This window comes from Krasilnikovia sp. MM14-A1259 (assembly GCF_047159535.1).
Taxonomy (GTDB): Bacteria; Actinomycetota; Actinomycetes; order Mycobacteriales; family Micromonosporaceae; genus Actinoplanes.
The window spans coordinates 7,345,598-7,370,631 of record NZ_BAAGAJ010000002.1; the positions used below are offsets into that span (position 1 = coordinate 7,345,598).

The window sequence follows — 25,034 nt, forward strand, 5'->3', positions numbered from 1 at the left end:
CCGCTGCCATCGACCCTGTACACCCCATCGAGCCGACTATCCCGTGCCTTTCGAGCGCCCGGACGATTTCCTGGGTCGAAACCTGCATACGGCCGTCGGGGCCGCCGGTATACGCGGGGCAGCGTGGTCAGGTCGCCGGTCACTGGTTGCCTCGTGCCGTCGTTCTCGATGCCCGGATGGTGCCGTAGGCGCCGAACGACACCTTGTGCAGCGGCGTGTCCCCGGTAGCCAGGGCCTGTCGGATAGCTGCTCTCGGCAGCGGTCCAGGATCTTGCGGAGCTGCTCGGTGTCGCGATTGACAAGATTGTCTGGGTGCCGGCAGATCCATCCGGCCACCTGCCGCACCGACGGTGGGCGAAGCGACATGGTCAGGTCGGGTCTGCTGCGGTACGGCTCGATGAGCTTGCGGACGATCGGGCAGCTGCCGGTGAAGCCCTGCGCGGTGATCTCTCGGGCCGCGTATGCGGTAGCCCGATCCCGGCAGAGCCGGCTCGGGCCGGTCGGCGTGATCAATGTCGGTGAGATTGAGCGCCACCTTCGCGCGCGTCAGGCGTCTGCCGCAGACGTGGCCCGCCGGGTTCGGCCGGGTTTCTCGTACTGCGACGGCACTCAGTTGTCCGGTATACGCGTGTCAGACGGGACGGGCCGTGAACCAGGACTGATCCTCGGTGAGGTACCGGTCGAATTGCAGTCCTGCCTCCTGCAGGTTCTGCACAAGTTCGTCCTCGGTGATGGCGTACCGGGGAAACTCGTGCGTCCAGCTCTGATCACCGACGTGATAGTCAACGACGACGTCCACCCGGTCCTCGTGGCGCCGCGCGGAACGTACCACGCGCCGGATGCCGGCGATCTCTGCGGACGACGCAGTCACCGTGTCGAACCAGGCTGGTGCGTTCTGCTGGAAGACGACCAGACCGGCGGGGTCGACGTGGTGCCGACAGGTGACCAGAAACGCCCGACGCAGCTGCGGGTCTCCGTTGATCATGGTGCTGGCCAGCAGCACCACGTCGTAGGACTGGCTCAAGCGGACATCCTGCAGACGCGCCAACGTACTGGGTAGGTCACCCAGCCGCTGCAGCATCGCGGGTGACTCGTCCACCCCGTGCACCCGGTGGCCGAGCGCAGCAAGGGAACGCAGGATGCGGCCGGTGCCGCAGCCCAGCTCCAGGATCGACGCGCCGCCAGGCACCGCTGCATGGACGATCTCCGGTTCCCCCATGGTCGGTAGCAGCGAGTAGTACTCCACCGCACATCCGTCCGGAGTGATCACACCCGGCCCCGCACCCGCGTAACGCATAGGCGCACTGTATCCACCACGGAACAGTCGATCGACGTCACGACGACTCAGCAAGTCCTGCCATCAGGCCGCGACGCGGGGCCGCGTCTACATGTGCGACATGATCCCCAACGCCGAGCACTGGCGCGTCCCGGTTCAGAGTTTGCCGTCCCCAACCGACAACGACTGCCAGGTCTGCCTGGCCGTGCACATGCTGCAGAGCCCACCGATGTGCTCAGGGTCAGCCTGGACGATCTCGGGATGCCGTCCCCGACGACCAGTCCTGTGGGCGGCGCAGGTCGCGGGTGCGCCCACTCAGGCCGGCGGCGCCAGTACCAGTACCGAGTTGTGCCCGCCCATGCCCAGCGACGACTTGACGGTGATGCCCCCGTCCATGGGAGTGGCGCCGTCGAGCAGCTGCGGATGCGCTGGCGCGACGATCGGCGAGGCCGGGACGACGCTGTGCTCGTACGCGAGCGCCGCCGCGGCGACCTCGACCGCCGACGCCGCGCCCTGGCAGTGCCCGACCAGCGGCTTGACCGAGTACACCCGCGCCTCGGCGGGGAACAACGTCTCCAGTACCGTCCCCTCCGCCCGGTCGCACTGCGCGGTGCCCGGCCCGTGCGCGTTGAGGTACCGCACGTCCGACGGCGACACCCCGGCGTTCGCGAGTGCCTCGCGGAAGCATCGCTGCACCTCGGTCAGCCCGGGCTCGATGGACGTCACATGGTGCCCGTCGTGCGTCATCGCGCCGCCGAGGATCCGCGCGTATGCCCGGTCGGTCTGCCGGGACAGCACCATCGCGGCCGACGCCTCACCCATGACGAAACCGCGGCTGCCCTCCTGGAACGGCCGGCAGCCATCGAGCGGTTCCGTGTCGGCCACGGCGACGCCCAACCGGACGAACTGTTCGACGTTGTCCGGCGTCAGCGACAGGTCGGTCGCGACGAACACGACGTCGTCCACGATCCCAGCGTCCAGCCACGCCTTTGCGGTCAGCAGGCCGGCGTTGCCGGACGCGCACATCGCCGACACGTTCATCGCCGGCCCGTGGAAGCCGTACTCCTGCATGAGCGTGGACATCGGCGTCGACGGCATCTGCGCGAGGTAGTCGCGCATCTGCTTCGGCGGCCCGCTGCGGTAGAAGTTCCGCCACAGGTCCACCTCGCCGAGTACGACCGCGTGCAGCAGGCCGACCTGTCGGCCGGGGCGCCAGCCGCGCTCGCGTGCGTCGGTGATGGCGGCGCGCGCGGCGGCCCGCATGGCCCGCGCGAAGCGGCTGCGGCCGTCGGCCCTTTCGCCGCCGTCCGGCACTCGCGCCACCCAGGCGAGCTCGTTTCCATCGAGGCCGTATCCCGGGGTCAGGGTGGCGGCCGGCTTCCCGGAGACCAGGCCGTCCCAGAACGGCCCAGTACCCCAGCCGTACCCGGTCACCGTACCCACGCCGCAGATGTCGATTCCGCGCAAAACCATCGTCCCTCTCCTGTCGCGTCGCCCGCCGCATTCGAACGGGCTCGCGGCACTCATCGGGGTCAGGGCGGTCGAGCTGACCGCCGCCCGTCGGCGGGGTGGCGCGGACTCGTGTTGCGCGCGCTCAGAGGAGCCGGTTCCGCCCCATTGTGGAGAGGGAGACCAGGGAGGGCGTGCACCCAGTCCCGCACGGTCGCCGCCGGCAGTCGCATCCGCCGGGCGATGCGCCGGTACCCGATGCCACGCGACCGGGCCGCGAGCACGTTCGCGACCACCCGGGCCGCGTACGCCCGGCGCGGCAGCATCCACTCAGGCAGCAGCACATGGGTGGTACCGCAGGAGCCGCACCGCGCCCGCCGCGGCCGTACCGTACGCTGCGCCGCCCTACCCAGCCGGATGGTGCGCGGCCGGGCCCGCCCCCACGGCCGCAGCGCCCCGCCGCAGCGCGGACATGCGAGGGTACCGGCGTGCAGCGCCCCGTCAACCGCCGCCCCGTTACCGCTCACTACCCGCATAACGTCCCCGGTGTCCGGTTTCCCGCAACGCCATCGCATCTCAGCATCGAGTCAGCCACGCCGATGAGGTAACCGCAAGCGCGGGTTCAAGGCGGGCGGATCGGACAGCATGAGAACGGATCTCGTGGACCTGGACTGGCTCACCCGTAGCGGTGGCCGGGAGGACGTCGTCGAGCTGGCTCTGTCGGCGAGCTCGATGGTGATGTGGCGGTTGGCGCTGTCCGACGGGACGCTGAGGTGGAGTCCGGGCTTCGCGGAGGTCCTGGGCCTGCCCGGTGCCGACGGCGCCGCGCTCGGTGCGCGGCTGCGCGAACTGCTGGCGCCGATGACCACCGCGGCGCACACCGCGACCGTGTGGCAGGACCTCGAGCTGGAGCAGCCGTCGGTCGCGTTTGACGGCGCCACCCGCTGGGTCCACTTCCGCGCCCGGATCGTCGACGAGGACGGCCAGCGGGCGTTGGTCGGCATCGCGACCGACGTTACCGACCGGCACGAGTCCCGGCAGGCGCTGGCCGACCTGGCGGAGCGGTACCGCGCACTGGTCGAGCTCGGCCCGGACGCGATCGCGGTACACCAGGACGGGTTCGTGGTGTACGCCAACCCGGCCGCCCTTCGGTCCATGCGTGCCACGTCGAGCGCCGACGTGATCGGCCTGCGGATCAGCGACTTCGTGCATCCCGACTCGGTACCGGAAATGATGGGCCGACTTGCCACGCTCGACGCCCTCGGCGCGGCGTCCGAGCCGGCCGAGGCGGCGATGGTGCGGTTGGACGGCGGCGTCTTTCCGGCCGAGTCGGTCTCGGTGCGGACCATGTGGGAGGGCCGGCCGGCGTTCCAGGTGATCCTGCGCGACATCAGCGCGCAGAAGGCGAGCGAGGCGGCACTGCGCCAAGCCGAGCAGCACTACACGACTGTCGTGTCCGCGCTGGAAGAGGGCGTACTCGTGGTCGGCGCGACCGGGCTCGTCGAGTCGGTCAACCCCGCGGCGGAACGGATCCTCGGCGTCACTGCGGCGGACGTGGCCGACTCGGAGCTGTCCAACTCGGCGTTGATGGGACCGGTGGGGCAGACCCGCCGCACGGGGCGCTCCCAGAACGGCCGGGCGGTGCGAGTACGGCGCCCGGACGGGCGGCAGGTCTGGATCTCGCTGAGCTGTCACCCGCTGGACGCCGAGACCGGCGCGCCCTACGCGACCGTGGCCTCGTTCACCGACATCACCGAGCAGCGCGCGATCGGGCAGCGGCTGGCGTACGAGGCCAGCCACGACCCGCTGACGGGTCTGGCGAACCGGGCGCTGGCCATCCAGCGGATCACCGCCGTTCGGGGTACCACGCGTACCGCCGTCCTCTTCGTAGACCTCGACAAGTTCAAGGTCATCAACGACTCGCTCGGCCACGCCATTGGCGACAGGGTGCTGAAGGTGGCCGGCGAGCGGCTGCGCCGGGCGGTGCGCAGTACCGACCTGGTGAGTCGGCTGGGCGGCGACGAATTCGCCGTTATGGCCGCCGACGTGACCGGGCCGGACCAGGTGCGTAGCTTGGCCGAGCGAGTGGGCGCGGCGCTGCGCGAACCGGTCGCGATCGACGGCCGCCAGCTACACCTCGACGCGAGCGTCGGCATCGTCGTCGCCGAACCGGCCGACCCGCGCACCGCCGAGGAACTACTGCGCGACGCCGACCTGGCGATGTACCAGGCGAAGACGCGCGGGCGCGGCCGGCACGAGTTCTTCGACGTGGCGCTGCGCGAGCGGATGCAGCGCCGGCTCGGCCTCGAGCAGGACCTGCGGGCGGCGACGGACAATGACGAGCTCTGGGTGGCGTACCAGCCGGTCGTTCAGCTGCCCACCGGCCGCATGGTGGGCGTCGAGGCGCTGCTGCGCTGGAACCACCCGGTGCACGGCCCGATCTCGCCCGCCGAGTTCATCCCGGTCGCCGAGGAGAGCGGCTTGATTCTCGAGATTGGCCCGCACACGCTGTGGGAGACCAGCCACGAGGTGGCCCGGCGCCGCGCGGTTACCCACCCGGACCTGCACGTCGCGGTCAACCTGTCCCCGGCGCAGCTGGACGACCCGGGGCTCTGCTCGACGGTGCGGGCGGCGCTGGACAGCAGTGGGCTACCGGCGAGCGCGCTCTGCCTGGAGATCACCGAAAGCATGCTGATGCGCGATCAAGCCGCGGCCACCCAGCGACTGAACGCCCTGCGCGAGCTCGGCGTCCGGCTAGCCATCGACGACTTCGGAACCGGCTACTCCTCGCTCGCCCAGCTTCGCCGGCTGCCGCTGGACACGCTGAAGATCGACCAGTCGTTCGTCAACGGCCTGGGCGAAAGCCGCGACGCCGACGCCATCGTGCGCAGCATCATCGCCATGGCGCACGCGGTCGACCTCACCGTCGTCGCCGAGGGGGTGGAGACCGAGCAGCAGCTCGAGGTACTCCAGCAGTTCGGTTGCGACCTGGCCCAGGGCTTCCATTTCGGCCGTCCCACGGTGCAGCCGGATACCTTCCCCGCCTGAGACTTCGCGTCACGGCCACCAGCCCGTCCAGCGCCCCTGCCCGACGCGGACACCCGCGTCGGCAGCTGCGGTTGTTCCTCGACGGATACGATTTGCCCAAGGCTGATCGGCTAGCAGTGGTCAGCAGAATGATCGAGTTCGCGATCCGGGACTGTTTCGCCGAGGCGGTTCGGGCCGGGATCATTCCGGACTCGACCGACCCGGCGCCGTTGTGGGCGAGCCCGTGCCGCCGGGTGGATGATCCGCCGCCGCACCCTGCTTGAGCAGGTCGTCACGGCCTAGCAGGAGCGCGGCCGGGGCCGTCGACAGGTCGGCGCCCCGGCCTTCCTCCATCGGTTCCACTGATCGTCGACCGCTGCCAGACCATGACCTACGCCAATTGCGCGGAGGCCCCGTTCGCGATCGAATCGGAGGCCTCCCGGAGTCCTGCGCTTGGATTCGTGGTCCTGGCCTGGAACAAGACCTTCGTCGGTCGTTAACGCGGACTTTCGCACGTGCGGGGAACATGGGGGAGGTCATAGATCGATATCGATCTAATTGTTCGAGCAGGGGGAGGAACCATGCATGTACCGAGACTCATCTGGCGCCAGCTCGCCGCCCTGATCGTGGCCGCCGTGGCTGTGCTCACCTGTCCGACGGCCTCGGAGGCCGCCACGCGGCCCGGCAGCGCCCTGCCGTACTACTTCTGGATCACCTCGACGAAGAGTGTCAAATGTCTGACCGTGGCGGGCGCCAGCACCGCCGATGGCGCCCCCGTGGTCCAGGAGACGTGCAGCGACACGGCGTACAACCAATTCTGGACCTTCCTGAACGTCGACGACGTTCATTACATGTTGATCGCAGGGCGCAGCAGAAAGTGCCTGGCCGAAGCGGACGCCGGCACCGTCGATGGCGGCAGCGTGGTCCAGCAGAGGTGCACCGGCGCCGCCAACCAGCAGTGGTCGTTTCCGTACGTTGGGGGCAACAACTACCTGGCCGTGGCACGGCACAGCGGCAAATGCCTGACCGTGGCCGGAGGTAGCACCGCAGAGGGCGCGCCCATCATTCCACGGACCTGTCGGGGAAGCGCCGACCAACAGTGGCGACTCGGCTTCTAGGACTGCAGCCCATCCCGGGTGTGCGGCTCCCTCGCGCACCCGGCAATGCTCGCCGACGGTGAGATCCGCGATCAACCGGCGTCGCGTCCTCGGACCCACGCCTTGCCGGTCCTCGGTATTCAGGCTTGGGCGGACCGGGTTCCGGAGTCCCGGCGAGCAGGTTGCGTCCACGTCCGACTGGAGCGAGTCGTGCTGACTGCCGGGGCCCGGCGAGAGCGGGAACCGGTGCTATTGCGCCGGACCGCGATACGCCTACGTCTTGGACATCGGTGGCCACCGATATCTTCACAATGCATCGCGGCCGAGGCGGCATAGGTCAAACAACGGCGGTCCATTTGGCGAACGTTGGGATGCGATCGCATCCACGCCTGGCCGGCCGAGCGTGCCAGAGGCGTCGGCATGCTCCGCAGCTCGAGGGCATCGGCGAGATCAAAGTTGACTTCCCGGTGGGCGGCTGTGGCCGTCGGGCAGTCACCGAGGTGCGCCACCGGGGCTTCAGCCCGCGCCGATGGGATCGTCGCGCACGTGCCGCCGCCGTGGCGCGGAGCGGCCAAAGACTCGCCCCCAACCCACGCCCGGGTATCGGTGCGTGTTGTCCTCGTCGCGTACCGTCGCCATAGGCGCGACATTGGGGGGCGTGAATGGATCAGCCGGCCTCGCATCCCGACGAGACGATGCGCGACGGGATCCGATCCTGGGTACGGTCGGTCGGCCGCGGTTCGGCCCGAACGATACGGCGGATGACGCCAGCGACGGTGGCGGCGTTCCTGACGCTTCCGCGCTGGCACCACTGGCCGGCTCTTTGCGGCTGGTGACCCGTAGGTGGTCGCGTTGGTGGGCCAGCTCAGCCTTTGAGCGGCGGCCACCGAAACCACCGCTCAGGCCGGGAGCGACAGGTCGCGACGGCGCAGAGCGAACAGGCCGCCCAGCGTCAGCGCAGCGAGTGCCACGGTCAGAGCGACGACCGGCGCAACGGTGACAGGCATCGCGGGTGCTTTCGGCAGATGGGTGAACGGCGATAGGTCCTGCACCCTTTGCGGCAGCCGTAGCGTGGCGCCGAAGAGTGGACCGATGAGAATGGCCGCGACGAGGACGACCCACGACAGCACGCCGGCGAAGCGAGGTAGCAAGCCGACGACAACAACCACCAAGGCGCCGATCGTCAGGACCGCGGGCAGTTGCACCAGGGCTGCCAGGATCAACGTACGCACCTGCCCGACCGGAGCGCCAAGGGCCGCCCCGGCGGCTAGGCCCGCTCCGGTCGCGAACAGCAGTAGCAGTATGATCGCACCGATCGCTGCTGCGAGCGCGTAGCTGAGCGCCCATCGGCTCCGGCTGGTTCCGGCGGCCAGAACGGGTTCTACGGTACCGTCGGCTTCCTCGGCATGCAGGCGCACGAGGACCTGGACGACGTAGATTGCCGCGGCCATGCCGGCCATCTGCAGGATCGAAGTACGGTAAGCGTCGAGGATGACGTCACTGCCACCCATCCGGGTGTAGAAGTCGCGGGCTGCGCCCGTGGCGTTCGTGACCTGTTCGGCAAGGCCACCCATGATCAGTCCGAAGCCGAGCATGCCGGACGCCCAGCCGAGCAACGCGCCGGTCTGCAGGCGCCACGCCAGGCCCAGCGGACCATCCAACAGACGACTGGCCCGGGCCGGGCCGGCGGGTTGCGCCACGACCCCGTGCCCGAAGTCGCGTCGTCCGGCCAGCCAGACGGCCAAGACGACGGCGGCTGCGAACAGCACCAGCGTCAACCCGAGCGGCCACCAGCGGTCACCCGCGAACGGCCTGGCCTGCTGACCCCATCCGATCGGGGAGAGCCACGCCGGCCAAGCACTGCGTACGTGCAGACCGCTGGAATCGACCCGGCCGGCCATGTTCCCGACGCCGCAGACCAGGAACGCCACGCCGAGGACCGCGGCGGCCTCGCCGCTGGCGCCGCGCGCGGTGGTCGACAATTGCGTGGTCACCGCGGCCACGCCCGCAAAGGCGAGACCGACCGTCGCGACCGCGGCCCCCGCGGTGAACGACCCTGCAACAGGTTGCCCGACGACGACAAACGCCAGGGCGAGCAGGACCGCCAGAACGGCGTCGGCGACAACCGTGACAGCCAGTGCGGCGGCGAGGCCGGCGTGTCGGCCGACGACGGCCGCACCCACCAGTTCGGCACGGCCGGTTTCCTCGCCCTGACGGGTGTGCCGCACCACGGAGAAGACGCTCATCAACGCGGCCAGCACCGCGAGCAGCACAAAGTTGCGGACCATGGCGTACGCGCCGATGGTGGGCGCGGACGTCAGCCCGAGCATGCGGATGCCGGGGCTGGCGGCCGCGAGCCGGGTTTCCTGCACCAGGTCCGCGGGATCGGCGAAGTCGGCGGCCCACAGGGCCGTAGTGGCGGCGGTAAAGGCGGCCAGCCCCAACGCCCAGGCGGGGATGGTGATCCGGTCGCGGCGCAGACCGAGCCGGGTCAGCGGAAGGACACCGGCGATGGCGTTCATCGTGCACCCGCCATGTCCGCGCCCTCCCGCACGGAGCCGTCATCCTGCTCGTACGCCTGCCGGAACAGCTCCTCGAGAGTCGGCGGGGAGCTGACCAAGGCACGCACGTCGAGCTCCGCCAACTCTCGCAGGACCGGAGTGACACGGCCGTCGTCGACGGTGAAGTGCACCCGCCCGCCCTCGGCGTACACATCGTGCACGCCGGGCAGCGCGGCCAGCGCCGCGGTGGGGCGTGCTGTTTCCACCACCATGCTCGTCCGGGTCAGGTGACGCAGTTGGGCGAACGTGCCGGACTCGGCTGTCCGGCCGGATCGCACGATGGTCACCCGATCGCACAGGGCCTCGACCTCCGAAAGGATGTGGCTGGACAGCAGCACCGTCCGCCCAGCCGTACGCGCGTCGCGTACCACGTCCTGGAATGTCATTTCCATCAGCGGGTCCAGGCCTGAGGTGGGTTCGTCGAGCAGATACAGCTCCACATCGGAGGCGAAGGCGGCGACCAACGCCACCTTCTGGCGGTTGCCCTTGGAATAGGCACGGCATCGCTTTGTCGGGTCCAGCGCGAATCGCTCCAACAGATCGGCGCGGCGTGCCGGGTCGAGCCCGCCGCGCAGCGCGCCGAGCAGGTCGATCACTTCGCCGCCGGTCAGGTTCGGCCAGAGGTTCAGCTCACCGGGCACGTATGCCAGGCGGTGATGGAGCCGGACCGCGTCCCGCCATGGGTCGCCGCCCAGCAGGCTCACCTCGCCGGAGTCGCGGCGCAGCAACCCGAGCAGGATCCGGATGGTGGTGGTCTTGCCGGCCCCGTTGGGACCGAGGAATCCGTGGATCTCACCGCCGGATACCGTCAGATCGAGTCCATCCAGCGCCCGTGTCCGCCCGAAGGCCTTCACGAGCCCCGAGGCCAAAATCACGGCTGTCATCGTCGTCACCTCGCCAGGTCGTCAGGCCCGGATTCGGCCGCGCGAACGGCTGATGGGAAGCCGACATCGTCCATGGCCAGGGTCACGCCGTAGCGGTGTCGAATGTCAGGGCCTGTAGCCCCCTGATCACCAGCCAATGGGCCCGGCGTACCGCAGTGTCGGCGCAGGCGGTGGACGTCCCAGCTGTCGACGACCGGGTAGGGCGAGAAATACGACAGGTGGGGTGTTCGGTGTGCAGGGGGCGGAAGGTCATCGGCCGGAACCCGAATGCCCGGTCACTGGCACCCGCCGCCCGATCCAGCGGGCCAGATCGTCGACACCCCACACGATGAAGGGGAACGGGAGCAGCGTGGCCAATGTCAGCGCCACGTAGCCATCGCGGGCACAGCGGAATCCGACAGGACCGCACGCAGAGAGCTCAGGAAGATCAGCAGCACGACCGCACTCGACACGAAGAAGACGCTCTGCGCGACGATCAGTCCGCGATGCTCCGTCACGAAGTCCGGCAACGACTCCGGACCTGGCCACGGCCTTTCGCACAGAACACCGGTCACACCGAGCGCGACGGCGACCAGTCCGCTGACTCCGGCCGCTGTGCAAGGGAGGCGGTGATAGGCCGCTGACCGGAAGGTGCCAGGCGCCGGCGACGAGCATGACGGCGCCGTACATCGCGGAGGCGGCGACGGTGCCCTCCACGGCGGTCAAGGTCCACCTCAGCAGCCGGGTACGGATGAGCATGGCTAACTCCTTCCGATTCCCCGCCTTCGCCGCTTGCGTGTCGGTGGTCAGGGCCTGATGACCCGTAATCGCAGGGCCCGTCGACCGGCCGGCGGATCGCGGCGAGTGGACCCGTGGGCCCTCGGGTGGGAGTCCAGGGGCGTGCGCGGTCCGGCACGGACGTCACGCAACTCCTGTGCGCAGGCCGCCGGCCCGCGCCACGGCGCGGGCCGGCTGTTGGGTTTGCTCAGTGGGTGGGCGTCGACGAAACGTCGAGGCTGATTTGCCGGGTGAGATTGATCGTCTGCCACAGCACGGCCGGTGCGTCGGCGCCTTCGACGGTGCGGACGGTCTTGGTCCATCCGTGGCCGTACCGCACGGTCACGGTGTAGACGAAGCGGTCGGCACCGGGGGTGCTTGCGGGATATGTGGCATCGAGGCGCCGGAACTGCAAGCTCGAAACGAGCTGCATCAGGTGCTCGGTGTCCACGTGCACCGTGGTGGAATCGACCACATAACTGTCGTGGACGCCGGCGAATCCGCCCGTCCGGATCACTGTCACCCGCGATGCGGAGAGGACGGACGCGGAGGCAGGTCCGCCGATCATTGCCACCCCCACGGCCATCGCGGCGATCGCGACGATCGCGAACAGGCGCCCTTTGATGGTGTGCAAAATCGTCGACATGGCACAACACCTTCCTCGTGGGAATGGGTGGTTGGTGGGGCCCATGGCCGGTTCCTGTGAACCCCGTGCGGCACGATCCTTTTGGGCCCGTGTCGGTGGGCGCTCATCTTGCTTCAATCCATTTCTATCACTGGACTTGCGTCACTCTCAGGTTCGAAAGTCCTCGATTCGCCAACCGATTTCGGCCGATGCGCCATCCATGTCAACTATGAAACGTGGCGTTGGACATTGCCGCGGCCGTCGCGACGTTCCGCGGGCCGCTGCGAGCAGGACGGTTCCTGGGGATGCCTCGGGCGTCGTTACTACCGTTTGCGAGCGCTGACAAGACGTCGGATGGCCCTAGAACGTCCCCACCTTCGTGGCGGGTATTGACGAATATGAACACCGTTCGACGAGTGGCTGCCTCACGGATGAGGCGCAGGACAGGACAGACGATCGACGGACTGCGGTCGGCTGCCCGACCCGCCGGGGCAAGGGCCCCTGACCGTGTCAGCGGGCGATGAGATTTCGAGGTCAGTTCAGCCTCCGGGGCGAACGGCAGCCCGCAGGTCGCGTCCGTCGCCCGGATTGGTGGCTACGCCGTCGTCGTCTTGGCGTCAGGCGTGGCCGGCCTGGTAGCGAGGGAGATGCCGCGTACGCCCAGGGCGGTGGCCTGACGCTCGGACAGGGAGTTACCGCGGCGTCCCGACAGCCGCGACGGGATCCGTCATCAGGACCTCGCCGAGCGAACGGCGCGGGGTCGCGAACGTCGGACGGCCGATGCCCAGCCTGATCAGGATCTGGGCGTGCCGGCTCCGTGCGGTCAGCACGCACGGATCACCATCGTCGGGCAGGCGCTGTGGTACATGGCGTGTTGACTGACGGAACCCAGAAGCAGACCCGCGAATCCGCCGCGTCCGCGGGCTCCGACGACCAGCAGCTGCGCGCGGTGTGACCAGTCGATGAGGTGGCGCCTGGCAGGACCCTGCACCACCTCCCGGGCGATCCGGATATCGGGGTGATCTTCGGCGACGCCGGCGATCGCCTCGGCAAGCAGAAGCTGTTCCTCCGTTTTCACCACAGCCGGGTCGTAGACGAGCGGAAGCATGTCGCCCGGCCCGGTTGACACCGGCGAGGTCCAGGTGTGCAGGACGACCAGATCGCAATGGCGCAGCTCGGCGGCCATCGCGGCCTCCTCCAGCGCGCGTGCCGAGATTTCTGAGCCGTCTATTCCGACGACGACGGGTCCATCGGGGCGTGCCTGTCCCCGGACGACGAGCACGGGGCAGGTCGCATGGGTCACGGTCTGCACCGCTACGGAGCCGAGCAGCAGGCCGGAGATCCCGCCGATTCCCCGGTCACCGAGGATCAGCAGCTCCGCCGACCTGGCCTCGTGCAGCAGGACCGGTACGGCCGCGCCGTCGACGATCGCCGAGGACACGGGAAGCTCCGGCGCCGCCTTGTGTGCGTGATCGACCGCCTCAACGAGGAAGGTCTCCGCGTACGCCGGGTGTCCTCCGTGGATGGCGGCAGCGCGCCCTGCAGGACGGCTGCGGAGAGCGGCCAGATGAAGGCGTGCACGATGCGAAGCGGACGCTCGCGCATCGCGGCCTCGGTGGCCGCAAACCTGACCGCTTCCAGGCTGCTCTCGGAGCCGTCCACGCCGACCACGATGTGCCTGACTGACGTCGCGTTCATCGGACTGATCCTCTCTCAGGCGCCGCATGCGGGCCGGGGGTTTGGGCTGGCGGGTTCTTGGCCGCCGTACGCCCGAGGCGGCGTTGCAGCAGCAGGCCGATTCCGGGCAGCAATGACACGGCGGCGCAGGCGAGCAGTTCCGGCGCGGTCAGCGCGACGGTGCCGAGCAGTTCCCGCAACACGGGAACGAGGACCGCGCCGACCTGCAGCAGCGCCGAGACTGCCACGGCTGCGATGAGTGCCGCGTTTCCCGGCCCGCCACGGACGCGCCGGGCGCGTACTGCCATGGCCACGCCGAGCTGGGACAGGCCGAGGACCACGAAGATCACCGACTGCCAGGGCCGTCCCTGCTGGTGTGCGACGACTCCGGCGCCGAGCACGGTCAGGGTGATGGCCAGGCCGCCGAGCAGGACGTCGCGTAGCAGGCCGTCGCCGAGCACGGACTCTTGCGGGGAACGGGGCGGGCGTTTCAGTACGTCCGGGTCGGCCGGCTCGGCCCCGAGGGCCACGCCCGGCAGGCCGTGAGTGAGCAGGTTGACCCAGAGAATCTGGGCGGGAAGCAGCGGTACGGGCAGACCCAGGAACGGTCCGAACAACATGATGAGGATCTCGGCAGTCCCCCCGGAGAGCGCGTAGCGCAGGAAGCGGCGGATGTTGTCGTAGATCCGCCGGCCCTCGCCGATGGCATGTGCCACCGTGGCCAGTTCGTCGTCGATCAGGACGAGATCGGCGGCCTGCCGGGCGACCTCGGTGCCGCTGCCCATGGCCACGCCGATGTCAGCCCGTCGCAGCGCTGGGGCGTCGTTGACGCCGTCGCCGGTCATCGCCACCACGTGGCCGCGCCGCTGGAGGGTGGCGATGATGTCGAGCTTCTGCTCGGGCTGGGTACGGGCGTACACCCGGGCGTGTTCGGCGGCATCGCCAGGCGCACCGGCGTCGCCGTTGACCACGTGATCGTCCTGCCCGAGCAGGCCCAGCCGGCCCGCGATGGCCGCGGCGGTGGCGGGGTGGTCGCCGGTGACGAGAACAAGCCGTACGCCTGCCTGCGCGAACGTGGCAGCGGTGTCCGGCGCGCCGGCCCGCAGCGGGTCACCGATCCCGACGACGCCGAGGGGGCGCAATCCCGCGGGATTCGCGACGTCGAAGGAATCGCCGGTTACCGCCGCGGCCACCGCCAGGACGCGCAGTCCGTCGGCCGCCATGTCGGCCGCGGCCGACCGCAGCGCCGTGACGACAGCGGGCGAGCCGGTCACCGGCTCACGCAGTACGGCCTCCGGAGCCCCCTTGCAGATGACCAGATGGAAGCCGTCCGGGTTCTGGTGGACGGTGACCATGCGGCGCTGCGCCTGGTCGAACGGGTGTTCCGCGACCCTCGGGTGGGCGGCACGCTCGTTGTCGATGTCGAGGCGGCACCGTGCGGCGAACGTGATCAGAGCCGCCTCCAGCGGATCACCGACCGCTGTCCATTGCGGGTGGTCGGTGTCCGGGGCGAGCAGGGCGGCGTCGTTGCAGAGCAGTACGGCCCGCCCCAGCTCGCGCAGCATCTCCGGGGGGTCGACCGGCTCAGCGTCGCGGCGTACTTCTCCGCACGGACAGTATCCGGCCCCGGCCACGGTGTAGCGGGTGGCGTCCGCAACCGCGGCCTCCTGGACGGCCATGCGGCCCTCAGTGAGGGTTCCGGTCTTGTCCGAGGCGATCACCGTCACCGAACCGAGGGTCTCGACGGCGTGCAGCCTGCGGGGGATGGCTCGGGCCTGCGCCATCCGGCGGGCGCCCAGTGCCAGAGCGAGGGTCACCACCGCGGGCAGCGATTCCGGCACGGCGGCGACCACGAGGCTCACGGCGGTCACCGCCATGGTCACGATCTCGCGTCCGGCCAGCAGGCCGAGCACGAAGACCACGCCGGACAGCACCACGGCGGTGAGGCCCAGGACTCGGCTCAGCCGGGCCAGGCGACGCTGCAGGGGAGTCAGGGTCGGCCGCGTGCCGACGACGAGCTCGGCGATGCGGCCCAGCGCGCTGGCCGGACCGGTACGGACGACCTCCCCGGTCGCCCGGCCCACCACGACGACCGTCCCGGCGTACGATTCGTCGCCAGGCTTCCGCTCGACGGGCACCGACTCGCCGGTCAGTGCGGCCTCATCCAACCGGAGCCGGAATGCGTCGCGCAGCCGCAGGTCGGCCGGCACGACATCGCCGGCCTCCAGGCGCACGACATCGCCCGGCACCAGGTCAGCGGCGGGGACCACCACATCGGTGCCGTCGCGGATCGCCCGGGCGGTCGGGGCGGCGAGGCGGTCCAGCGCGGCGATGGCCCGGTCGGCGCGGACTTCCTGCACCACACCGATGGTCGTGTTGAGCACCACGACGAGCGCGATCACGATCGTGTCGGTGACGTCGTGCAGGGCCGTCGTGACCACCGCCGCAGCGAGCAGCAGCGCGACAAGTGGGTCGGTGAGCTGGTGCAGGATCCGGCCGGTCAGCCGTTGCGGTCGTGGCTGGGCCACCGTGTTGGGCCCATGGGTGCTCAGCAGCTCGGCCGCCTCCGCGGACGTGAGTCCCGCGGGTAGCGGTGTGACGTGCGCGAGAGTCATCGCTGACCGGTGCCCCCGCGCCGGGCCGGTTCCACGCGGGCTTCCGGTCCTGGGAAGACCAAGGCGTAACGGCCGTCGTCCAGCCAGCGGACATCGTACGGCGGGGTGCCGTCGGCATGCCGGACCGCCGTGATCACCCCGACGTGTGGCAGGTCGCCGAGGTGAACTCCCTTGAGGACGAGTCGGTCCCCTACCCGCGCGATCATGATGGCCTCCGTTCGGTGGCGCCCGCCGAGCGGACGGACTGCCGTACCGCCCTGGTCTGCGGGCGCTTGCCACTGATGGCGCCTCCATGATCAGAATCAGCCATGCCTGGGTACGGGCGGCAGGGCCGTTGGTCCCCGCCGTGCGGGCCGCCGTCCCTGACGCGGTGGGGATCTGGGCGGGACGCGCGGCGATTCGTTCTGGCCCAATGACCGCTACGCCGTGTGACGCGCGACGGGTGTGCACTGTCGTAGGGGAGCGGTGGTTGCCGTCTTTTCGGCGTCGTTGCGTTCAGCGTGCAGCAGCAAGGCGAATGCGACGATCATCGCGATCGAGAACGGGTAGTACAGCCAACCGAAGAACATCAACCCGACATGGAATCCGATCGCCGCCACCAAGCCCAGCCGGGTCCAGCGCCCACCGCTGACCACCAGCACGCCAACCCCCAGCTCGAACGCGACGAGCAGGGAGATGAACAGGTGCTGATGTGGTCCCACCACCGCGCGCCACGTGTCGGTGACGAACGGCAGATACGAGGCGTCGGCGAAGCCGGCGTAGTCGCCGCCGGTCGTGAGATGGAGCGTGTTGAACAGTGCACCACCCGCGATGAACAACGTGGCGACCGCGACCCGGCCGACGAGCATCGCGCGCCGACTCCACCACGACCACACGGCCGCAACCATGATCACCATTTCGGTGACCGACCAGAAGATCAACCACGGAACTGGCATGGCCCCTCCCTCCCGAGTTCGCCCTGCCGGACGCCGTGAAGAGCGGACGACCGGAGTTCGGCGGCGGTACCTCAGCCTCGGATGCGCCGACCCCAGCCGAGATAGGCAACCGGGCCGACCGGCTGCACGAACAGCGCGGGCCACCAGAGCGCCTTCGGCCCCCGCACCAAAGCTTGCGGACGCCGAGCCAGATCCGCCACCGCCGCGGCCGTCAGGACGGCATCTTTCTCGTTCCCTTCTGCCGTTCGTGACCGTCCACTGGCGCCGGGGCAGCGTGGCCAATGCGTTCACACCAGAACCAGGCCGCCCTCCGCGTCGACCTCCGCGCCGCGGTGGGCCCGGGCATGGAACGCGGCGAGCATCCGCGCCAGGCGTCGCACCGCGCTCTCGACCGGCGCGCCCGCGGCAAGCAGGGTGGCGAGCCGGCGGTCGGACGGCATCCGTCGCATCACGACCAGGTGGTCGCACACGCTCCCGTCAGGACCGTGAACGTCCGCGACGCCGAGGTAGACGTCCGGTGCGAGACGCCGGTTGAGCTCGACCTCACGGTGGCACACCGCCTCCCGTACGGCGCGGTCGCGGAAGTCCAGGAAGCCGAGGTCGACCGGCTTCTTCAGCTTGAATGCCCGGTCACCGGCCAGATACACCACGGCGGCGTGGGTCTCGATGGCCGCCGCGAACGCCGCCGCGGACTCCGTGGATCGCATGGTCGATCCCCTTCCGTCAGTCCACCGGTGCCCGATTCCCGTCAGGGGCGACGTCGGCCAGCCGGGTGCCCCATTGCCGAGCCCGGGCCTCTTCGTCGGGTTGCAGCCGGCCCTGCTTGGTGACCAGGAAGCTTTCCGGCTCGGCCACCATGTGCAGCCCGTGTCCGCGCAGCCGGCGTCCGATCCCCTTGGCAGCACGCCCGGTCAGCAACGCCGGAAGGTCGACTCGGGTGTCGAAGGCGGCCGCCCTCGCGCGCAGCGTGGGCAGCGCGTCAAACCAGTCCCGCAGACTCGGACCTTCGGCGTCCGGGTCGAGCGTCAACTCGGTGTCGGGCTTGCGTGCATCGGCCACGGCGGCCTCCCGGGTGCTGACGCGGCTCATCCCGTGGGCGTGGGTCGGGCCGCCCACCACGATGAGGTCGGCGCGTTCGAGCAACCGCGCTTCGGCCTTGTCCACCGGCACGACGTCGACCTGATAGGCGCCGCCCAAGCCGGCCCCGATCGCGTCGGCCACCAGATGCGTGTTGCCGTACATCGATTCGTACACCACTACGGCGTGCATGGCTCCTCCATCAGTCTCAGTCACCACCTTGAGCGTTCGCCCGCCCGAGGGATCGCGAACAGGGTCGAACGTCACCGCGTACGACCCCAAAGCCACCCGAACCTGGCCGTGCACCAGGGATGGGCGTGCCGAAACGTCGCCGGGGTACGGGCGCTGCGCCTGTCATCCGCTCGTGAGCAGGTTGTGCATGGTGGTGATCTCGGCCTGCTGCGTGGTGATGATCCTCGCGGCCAGGGCCTTGGCGTCGGGGTTTCTGCCGTGCGTCTGCTCCTGCTCAGCCATGGTGATCGCGCCCTCGTGGTGCGGGATCATCATGGTAAGGAACTGCTTGTCGAATGCGGACCCGGTGGACTTGGCCAGTCGGGTCAGGTCTGCGGCGGACATCATCCCGGCCATCGGGCCGTGGCTGTAACCGGGGACGGCCATGCCAGCGCTCATGCCCGGCATCGGGGCGGGCTGGCCCCACGCGGCAAGCCACCCGGTCATGAGGTCGATCTCCGGCTGCTGCGCCTGCTTGATCTTCGCGGCGAGCGCCGCGACGTCGCTGCTGGCCGCGCGGGTCGGCGCGAGGTCAGCCATCGCGATGGCCTGCTGGTGGTGCGGAATCATCATGTGCGCGAACATCACGTCCGCGGTGTTGAACACTGCGCCGGCCGAGGCGGACGCCGCGGGACGGCCCATTCCTTGACCCATGCCCGGCCCCGGCGTCGTGTCGTCGCCGCAGCCTGACAGCATGACTACAGTGGCCAGGGCCGCACCGGAAAGCGCCGTGCGGCGCAGTCCACCAGACGTTGTCAACACGACGACCTCCTTCTTGTGAGGGTGTGTGCAGACCAAAGGTTCGCCACAGGTACCGATGCGGTTGTGGCGCGACCAGCACTGCAGCGGCAGGCTCACGGGCGGCGGAGGTCTCGCAGGATCGGGTCGGGCTCGCCGGTCGTGAGCTGCAGCCGCAGCTTCGCGTCGACGGCGACGACACCCGCCGGACCCGCGAGGACCGGGTTGAGGTCGAGCTCGGAGACCTCGGGCAGGTCCTCGGCGAGCCGACTCACCCGCAACAGCAGATCCTCCACCGCGGCCGTGTCGACCGGTACGCTCCCGCGGAAGCCGGTCAGCAGCGGCGCACCGCGCAGCTCCCGCCACATCCTGCCGGCGTCCAGATCGGTCAGCGGAACCAGCCGGAACACGCGGTCGTTGAGCAGGTCGGTGTGTACGCCGCCGAGGCCCGCCATGACCAGCGAGCCGAAGAGTGGGTCGTGGACGATGCCGCAGCTCAGCTCGACCCCATCGGACAGCATCGGCTGCACCAGAGCGCCGTGCCCGGGGCGTCCGGCGGCCGTGACTCCGGCAAACGCCGCACGCACCTGGTCGGCATCGGCCAGGCCGAGTCGGACGCCGCCGGTGTCGCTCTTGTGCACCAGCTCGGGGTCGGCGCATTTGAGCGCGACCGGATACCCGAGCCGCCGGGCAGCGGCCACCGCGGCATCGGCGTCGGGGGCGATCTCGGCGGGGGCCAGCGGGATGCCGTAGGCGGTCAGGATGCGGGCCGTACGCTCGTGCGGTTGCCATCCGCCGCCCGCGGCCAGTCCTTCCGCGACGCAGGCCCGGGCAGTGTCCGGGTCGAGGTCGGGCAGCGCCGGCCATCCGCCGAGGGGCTCGCGTCGCCAGGCCGCGTAGCGGGCAGCGTGGCGCAAGGCCCGGACCGCCCGCTCCGGCAGGTCGAACACCGGTACCCGCCGTCGGCCGAGCGTCGGGGGAGTGTCGGGGGAACCGATGACGACGGCGGCGATGGTCAGCTCCGGATGGGCGTCGACGATCGGGGCGAGCGCGGCCAGCGTGGCCGTCACGTCGTTGGCCCGCGTGGCAACAAGGACCAGCAGCAAGGCGTCCGCCTCGCCGCTGGCCGACAGCGCGCTCACCGCGTCGGCGAACACCCGCGGTGCGGCACCGGCGCCGAGGTCGAGGGGGTTGTCGTGCCCGGCGGCGCCCGGCGCCACGGCCGTCAGCAGCTGTCGCAGGCCCGCGCTGAGCGCGGGCACGCGCAGGTGACCCGCCTCGGCGGCGTCCGCGGCGAGGATGTTGAGTCCTCCCGCGTTGCCGACGACGGCGAGCCGGTCGCCGGCCGGCAGGGGCTGGTCGGTGAGCAGCCGGGCGGCATCCAGCAGATCGCCCAGGGTTACGGCGCGGACCACACCGGTCTGCGCGAACAGCGCGTCGACGGTGACGTCAGGGACCGCGGCCGCCGCGGTGTGCGAGGCGCCGGCGCGCTTGCCGGCGATCGACCGGCCGCTCTTGACCGCAAGTACGGGCTTGCGGCGGGACAAGGCCCGCACCAGCCGGCCGAACTTGCGGGGGTTACCGAACGATTCCAGATACAGCGCCACGGCAGTGGTGGCCGGATCGTCGAACCAGTACGCGAGCAGGTCGTTGCCGCTGACGTCCGCCTTGTTGCCCAGCGAGACGAACGCGGACAACCCGCACCCGGTGCGCGCGGCGTGCTCGATCACCGCGATGCCGACCGCGCCGGACTGCGACGCCACCGCCAGCCCGCCGGACGGCGGCACCATCGGCGCGAAGCTGGCATTCAGGCGAACATCCCGGTCTGTGTTGAGCACCCCGAGACAGTTCGGTCCGACCAGCCGGATGCCGTGGTCACGGGCAAGACGGACCAATTCCGCCTGCCGGGCCCGGCCCAGCCCGTCGCTTTCACCGAATCCGGCGCTGAGAATCACCGCGGCGCGGGCACCGGCGGCCGCCGCGTCGGCGAGCACCGGAACTACCGATGGAGCGGGCACCGCGATCACCGCCAGATCGACGGGTCCGGGCAGCGCCGTCAGCGACGGGTAGGCGGGCACACCACCGATCGTGTCGGTGTGCGGGTTGACCGCGTACAGGCGACCGGTGAAGCCGTACTCGCGCAGTGCGCACAGCGTCTCATGACCGGTACCACCGGCTTGACGACCGGCACCAATGACGGCGACTGCGGCCGGCCGCAGCAGGGGGCGCAGGGAGGCGCGCTCGGCGTGACGTTCACGGTCGGCGATCGCCTGCTGCGCGTCGTCGTCCCCGGTGGGCACCGCCACGTCGAACAAGCCGTCGTGCAGAGTCGCGCGGGAACCCGCCGTGAGGTCACGGGCGACATGCAGCATGGCGGTGTTGCCGGGCAGGACCTCGCCGACCAGATGGGTGATGCCGCAGCGGCGGGCCGTGTCGGCGAGGTGCTCTAGCAGGAGCGTGCCGATGCCGCGGCCACGCTGCGCGTCGTCGATGAAGATCGCGAACTCGGCGCGCCGGCCATCGTATGGCTCGTAGGAGGCGACGCCGACGATGTGGCCCGCCAACTCGGCGGCGATGGCCTGATGCTCGTTCGTGGGTGGCCGGCAGAGGCGATTGATCTCGTCGTCGAGGGTGCTGTCGGACGGGGTGGCGAAGAACCGCATGCGCAGCCCCTCGGCCGCGGAGCACCTGTACAGCGCGGCCAGTTCCGGTGCGTCGTCGGGATCGACCGAGCGCAGATGCACGATGCCCCCGTCCGCGGTGAGGGCATCCACGGTGGCCACGCAATGACGAGGCACGGTGCTGGAGGTCACGGTCGGCTTCCTCTCCTGGATCTCACCTCAGCCAAGCGGAGCCCGCCGGTTCGGCGCAGGGTCGTCCGACCCGTGGATCGCCTCCGTAGGTCCTGCCGGACCCCTGCCCGCGCCCCGGCCTCGGATCAGCGCAGGGCGGATCCGCGCCGCGGCCGGACATCCGGTTTCAGCACCGGGCGACCAGCCGATGCGCCCGTAACAGGCGGGCCCACCAGGGCCGATGACCGCCGTCGCGGAGGGGCGGCAGGCCGGCGCTCTTGAGGCTCACCCAGCCGCCGGGGCCCATGGTCACCGCACCGATGGCGGGCCGCCGCCGGACGGCGGCGGCCGTCGCCACGGCCACCGCGGTCACGGTGGCGGCGGTGATCGTCGCCATGGCGATCCGGGTGACGTCCACGGCGGGTACGAATGTGATCTTCTCGGGTGCGAGGAAGTAGGCGCCGAGTTCGCGATCACCGTGGCGCACCGGGATCAGATCGGACCGGTGCATGGTGGCACGTCGGTCGTCGACATCGGTGGACATGGCGTCCTCCTCACCGGCTGTCCGAGGCGGCGGACCCGCCGACGGCGGCGCGTCCCGCCTCGAGGCGGGCGATGGGTACACGGAAAGGCGAGCAGGACACGTAGTCCAGCCCGGCGGCGTGGAAGAACCGCACCGAGGCGGGGTCTCCGCCGTGCTCGCCGCAGACGCCGACGGTCAGGTCCGGCCGGGTTTCCCGGCCCCGTTCGACGGCGAGGCGGACCAGCTCGCCCACCCCGGACACGTCGATCGTCTCGAACGGTGACACCTCGAAGATGCCCAGGCCGAGATAACGGCTGAAGAAGGCACCCTCCACGTCGTCGCGGGAGAAGCCCCAGGTCATCTGGGTCAGGTCGTTGGTCCCGAAGGAGAAGAAGTCGGCGGCGGTCGCGATCTGCGCGGCGGTCAGCGCGGCCCGCGGCACCTCGATCATCGTGCCGATCCGGATCGGCGGTGCGCCCTCGATGCCGGACAGCACAGCCTCGGCTTCGGCGCGTACCGTCTCCAGCTCCTGCACCGTGCCGACCAGCGGGACCATGATCTCGGGGCGCGGGTCGCCGCCGGCGGCGACCCGCGCCGCCGCGGCCTGCGCGACCGCGCCGACCTGCATCGCGAACAGCCCGGGCACGACCAGCCCGAGGCGTACGCCGCGCAGGCCGAGCATCGGGTTGGCCTCGTGCATCCGCCGAACCGCCGCGAGCAGCGTCGCGTCGTGCCCCGGATCCTCGCCCAGGGCCTCGGCGCGCGCTACCCGCGCGGCCAACTCCTCCAGCGGGGGAAGGAACTCGTGCAGCGGCGGGTCGATCAGGCGCACGGTCACCGGCAGGCCGTCCATCGCCGCGAACAGGTCCTCGAAGTCGGCGCGCTGCAGCGGCAGCAGTGCGGCGAGCGCCTGCTCCCGTTCGGTGTCGTCGGCGGCGAGAATCAGCCGTTCCACGAGCGCCCGGCGCTCGCCGAGGAACATGTGCTCGGTGCGGCACAGCCCGACGCCGGTGGCGCCGAAGCGCCGGGCGCGGGCGGCGTCGGCCGCGGTGTCGGCGTTGGCGTGCACCGCGAGCCGGGCGACGTGGTCGGCGTGGATCATCAGCCGTTGGACGGCCGACAGCAACGGGTCGCCCAGCGCGGTCGCCTCGCCCTCGAAGTACCGCACGACCGGCGAGGGCCGCACCGGTACCTCTCCGGCGTAGACCCGGCCGGTGGTGCCGTCGACGGAGATGACTTCGCCGGCGTGGACCGTGCGGCCGCCCACGGTGAACGCGTCCTGCCCGATCTCCATGTCCTCCGCGCCGCAGACGCAGGTCTTTCCCATGCCGCGGGCGACCACAGCGGCGTGACTGGTCTTTCCTCCGCGGGAGGTTAGGATGCCCTCGGCCGCCACCATGCCGGGCAGGTCGTCGGGATTGGTTTCGCGGCGTACCAGGATGACGGGTCCGGTCGCGGCGGCCGCCGCGGCGGAGTCGAACACGACCGCGCCGACCGCCGCCCCCGGCGATGCGGGCACGCCGGTGGTGAGCGGAGCCGGGGCGGCCGCGTCGTCGAAGCTGGGGAACATCAGTTGAGCGAGTTACTCACCGGTGACCCGCTGCAACGCCTCGCCGAGCGTGATCGCGCCTTCGTCGACGAGCTGGGCGGCGATCACGAACGCGGCGGCCGGGGTGCGCTTGCCGACCCGGGTCTGCAGCATCCACAGCTTGCCGTCCTCGACCGTGAACTCGATGTCGCACAGGTCGCGGTAGCGCTGCTCCAGCCGTTCCATGATGGCCAGCAGTTGCCGGTGGCTGTGCGGGTCGATCCGTGCGAGTTCGCTCAACCCGACCGTGTTGCGGATGCCGGCGACCACGTCCTCGCCCTGGGCGCTGGGCAGGTAGTCGCCGTAGGCGCCTCGGCGGCCGGTCGCCGGGTCACGGGTGAACGCGACCCCGGTGCCGGAGCACGGGCCGAGGTTGCCGAACACCATGGCCATCACGTTCACCGCGGTGCCCAGGTCCTGCGGGATGCGTTCGCGGCGCCGGTAGAGCACGGCGCGTTCGGCGTTCCACGATTCGAATACCGCGGTGATCGCGAGGTAGAGCTGCTCGTGCGGCGCCTGCGGGAATTCGCGCCCGGTGTGCGCGTGGAAGACCTTCCGGTAGGTGCCGACGAGATCCTGCAGCTGTGTCTCGTCGAGTTCCAGCTCCGTGGCGACGCCGGCGCGGGTGCATGCGGCGGCGAGTTCGGAGGCGAATGCCTCACCCGGCACCCCGAAGACGGTCTTGCCGAACATCTGGATCAGGCGCCGATAGGAGTCCCAGGCGAAGCGTGGGTCGCCACTTTTCGCGGCGAGTCCCAGCACGCTGGCGTCGGTGAGACCGATGTCGAGGATCGTCTCCATCATTCCGGGCATGGAGTACCTGCCACCGGAGCGCACGGACAGCAGCAGCGGGTCGTGCGGATCTCCGAGGCGCTTGCCCATGCGGTTCTGCACGAGCCGCAAATGGTCCTCGACCTCGGTGAACAGGTGTTCGGGCACCGTGCCGGTCTGCAGGTATTCGCGGCACGCCGTGGTGGTGATGGTGAAGCCGGGTGGGACCGGAAGGCCCATCCGCGTCATCTCTGCCAGGTTGGCGCCCTTGCCGCCCAGCAGGTCCGCGAGATCCTTGTTGCCTTCGCTGAAGTCGTACACGTAGCGCGACATCGTTCCCCTCGCCTTCGTTGCCCACTCCTGGCTCATTGGTATCCCCGCGGCAGATCCGCGGGTAGGGCCGGATGCCACC

18 protein-coding genes and 2 pseudogenes are annotated in these 25,034 nt (G+C 70.3%); 2 read left to right on the forward strand and 18 right to left on the reverse strand.

What is annotated here, in order from left to right:
* Positions 1 to 631: 631 nt before the first annotated feature.
* From ACMCNK_RS33375 to ACMCNK_RS33385, 3 genes are all read right to left on the reverse strand, one after another.
* Positions 632 to 1,297: a class I SAM-dependent methyltransferase gene (locus ACMCNK_RS33375; protein WP_412740300.1), complete on the reverse strand. Its 666-nt coding sequence runs from the start codon at positions 1,295 to 1,297 to the stop codon at positions 632 to 634.
* Positions 1,298 to 1,591: 294 nt separating this feature from the next.
* A complete protein-coding gene (locus tag ACMCNK_RS33380) occupies positions 1,592 to 2,749 on the reverse strand; it encodes a beta-ketoacyl synthase N-terminal-like domain-containing protein (RefSeq protein WP_412740301.1) in 1,158 nt (385 codons plus the stop codon).
* Positions 2,750 to 2,808: 59 nt separating this feature from the next.
* Entirely contained in the window at positions 2,809 to 3,300 is a 492-nt protein-coding gene (locus ACMCNK_RS33385; RefSeq protein ID WP_412740302.1) for a DUF6431 domain-containing protein, read from the reverse strand.
* 70 nt (positions 3,301 to 3,370) lie between these two features.
* On the opposite strand from ACMCNK_RS33385, the gene ACMCNK_RS33390 reads away from it, so the two are divergent.
* Both ACMCNK_RS33390 and ACMCNK_RS33395 read left to right on the forward strand, forming a co-directional pair.
* Positions 3,371 to 5,773, forward strand: a complete 2,403-nt coding sequence (locus tag ACMCNK_RS33390) for an EAL domain-containing protein (protein WP_412740303.1) — start codon at positions 3,371 to 3,373, stop codon at positions 5,771 to 5,773.
* A 614-nt stretch (positions 5,774 to 6,387) separates the two neighbouring features.
* The gene (locus ACMCNK_RS33395; protein WP_412740304.1) at positions 6,388 to 6,870 is read left to right on the forward strand and encodes an RICIN domain-containing protein; all 483 of its coding nucleotides are present in this window, start codon (positions 6,388 to 6,390) and stop codon (positions 6,868 to 6,870) included.
* A gap of 878 nt (positions 6,871 to 7,748) precedes the next feature.
* Here ACMCNK_RS33395 and ACMCNK_RS33400 read toward each other — a convergent pair.
* From ACMCNK_RS33400 to ppdK, 15 genes and pseudogenes are all read right to left on the reverse strand, one after another.
* Positions 7,749 to 9,371, reverse strand: a complete 1,623-nt coding sequence (locus ACMCNK_RS33400) for an ABC transporter permease (RefSeq protein WP_412740305.1) — start codon at positions 9,369 to 9,371, stop codon at positions 7,749 to 7,751.
* Positions 9,368 to 10,294 (reverse strand): ATP-binding cassette domain-containing protein, encoded by a 927-nt coding sequence (locus tag ACMCNK_RS33405; protein ID WP_412740306.1) that lies wholly within the window; start codon positions 10,292 to 10,294, stop codon positions 9,368 to 9,370. The genes ACMCNK_RS33400 and ACMCNK_RS33405 overlap by 4 nt, the downstream gene beginning before the upstream one ends.
* A 359-nt stretch (positions 10,295 to 10,653) precedes the next feature.
* On the reverse strand, positions 10,654 to 10,791 hold the full coding sequence (locus ACMCNK_RS33410) for a hypothetical protein (RefSeq protein ID WP_412740307.1): 138 nt from the start codon (positions 10,789 to 10,791) through the stop codon (positions 10,654 to 10,656).
* Between the two features lie 467 nt (positions 10,792 to 11,258).
* Positions 11,259 to 11,741, reverse strand: coding sequence for a protealysin inhibitor emfourin (locus ACMCNK_RS33415; protein ID WP_412740308.1), 483 nt, complete (start codon positions 11,739 to 11,741; stop codon positions 11,259 to 11,261).
* A gap of 626 nt (positions 11,742 to 12,367) precedes the next feature.
* Positions 12,368 to 12,505 (reverse strand): hypothetical protein, encoded by a 138-nt coding sequence (locus ACMCNK_RS33420; RefSeq protein WP_412740309.1) that lies wholly within the window; start codon positions 12,503 to 12,505, stop codon positions 12,368 to 12,370.
* Positions 12,499 to 13,373, reverse strand: a pseudogene (locus ACMCNK_RS33425) (universal stress protein). Before ACMCNK_RS33425 ends, ACMCNK_RS33420 begins: the two are co-directional and overlap by 7 nt.
* Positions 13,370 to 15,967 carry a cation-translocating P-type ATPase gene (locus tag ACMCNK_RS33430; protein WP_412740310.1) on the reverse strand — a complete coding sequence of 866 codons (2,598 nt, stop codon included), beginning with the start codon at positions 15,965 to 15,967 and terminating at the stop codon, positions 13,370 to 13,372. The pseudogene ACMCNK_RS33425 and the gene ACMCNK_RS33430 overlap by 4 nt, the downstream one beginning before the upstream one ends.
* Entirely contained in the window at positions 15,964 to 16,173 is a 210-nt protein-coding gene (locus ACMCNK_RS33435; protein WP_412740311.1) for a DUF1918 domain-containing protein, read from the reverse strand. Before ACMCNK_RS33435 ends, ACMCNK_RS33430 begins: the two co-directional genes overlap by 4 nt.
* Positions 16,174 to 16,386: 213 nt before the next feature.
* Entirely contained in the window at positions 16,387 to 16,902 is a 516-nt protein-coding gene (locus tag ACMCNK_RS33440; protein ID WP_412740312.1) for a hypothetical protein, read from the reverse strand.
* A gap of 287 nt (positions 16,903 to 17,189) precedes the next feature.
* Positions 17,190 to 17,609, reverse strand: coding sequence for a hypothetical protein (locus tag ACMCNK_RS33445; RefSeq protein ID WP_412740313.1), 420 nt, complete (start codon positions 17,607 to 17,609; stop codon positions 17,190 to 17,192).
* A 16-nt stretch (positions 17,610 to 17,625) separates the two neighbouring features.
* Entirely contained in the window at positions 17,626 to 18,246 is a 621-nt protein-coding gene (locus tag ACMCNK_RS33450; RefSeq protein ID WP_412740314.1) for a flavodoxin family protein, read from the reverse strand.
* 87 nt (positions 18,247 to 18,333) lie between these two features.
* Complete coding sequence (locus ACMCNK_RS33455; RefSeq protein ID WP_412740315.1) at positions 18,334 to 19,068, reverse strand: DUF305 domain-containing protein; 735 nt, start codon at positions 19,066 to 19,068, stop codon at positions 18,334 to 18,336.
* On the reverse strand, positions 19,065 to 21,761 hold the full coding sequence (locus ACMCNK_RS33460) for a GNAT family N-acetyltransferase (RefSeq protein WP_412740316.1): 2,697 nt from the start codon (positions 21,759 to 21,761) through the stop codon (positions 19,065 to 19,067). Before ACMCNK_RS33460 ends, ACMCNK_RS33455 begins: the two co-directional genes overlap by 4 nt.
* Before the next feature lie 166 nt (positions 21,762 to 21,927).
* A complete protein-coding gene (locus tag ACMCNK_RS33465) occupies positions 21,928 to 22,284 on the reverse strand; it encodes a hypothetical protein (protein ID WP_412740317.1) in 357 nt (118 codons plus the stop codon).
* 10 nt (positions 22,285 to 22,294) lie between these two features.
* Positions 22,295 to 24,955 (reverse strand): annotated as a pseudogene (ppdK, locus tag ACMCNK_RS33470) (pyruvate, phosphate dikinase).
* Positions 24,956 to 25,034 lie beyond the last annotated feature (79 nt).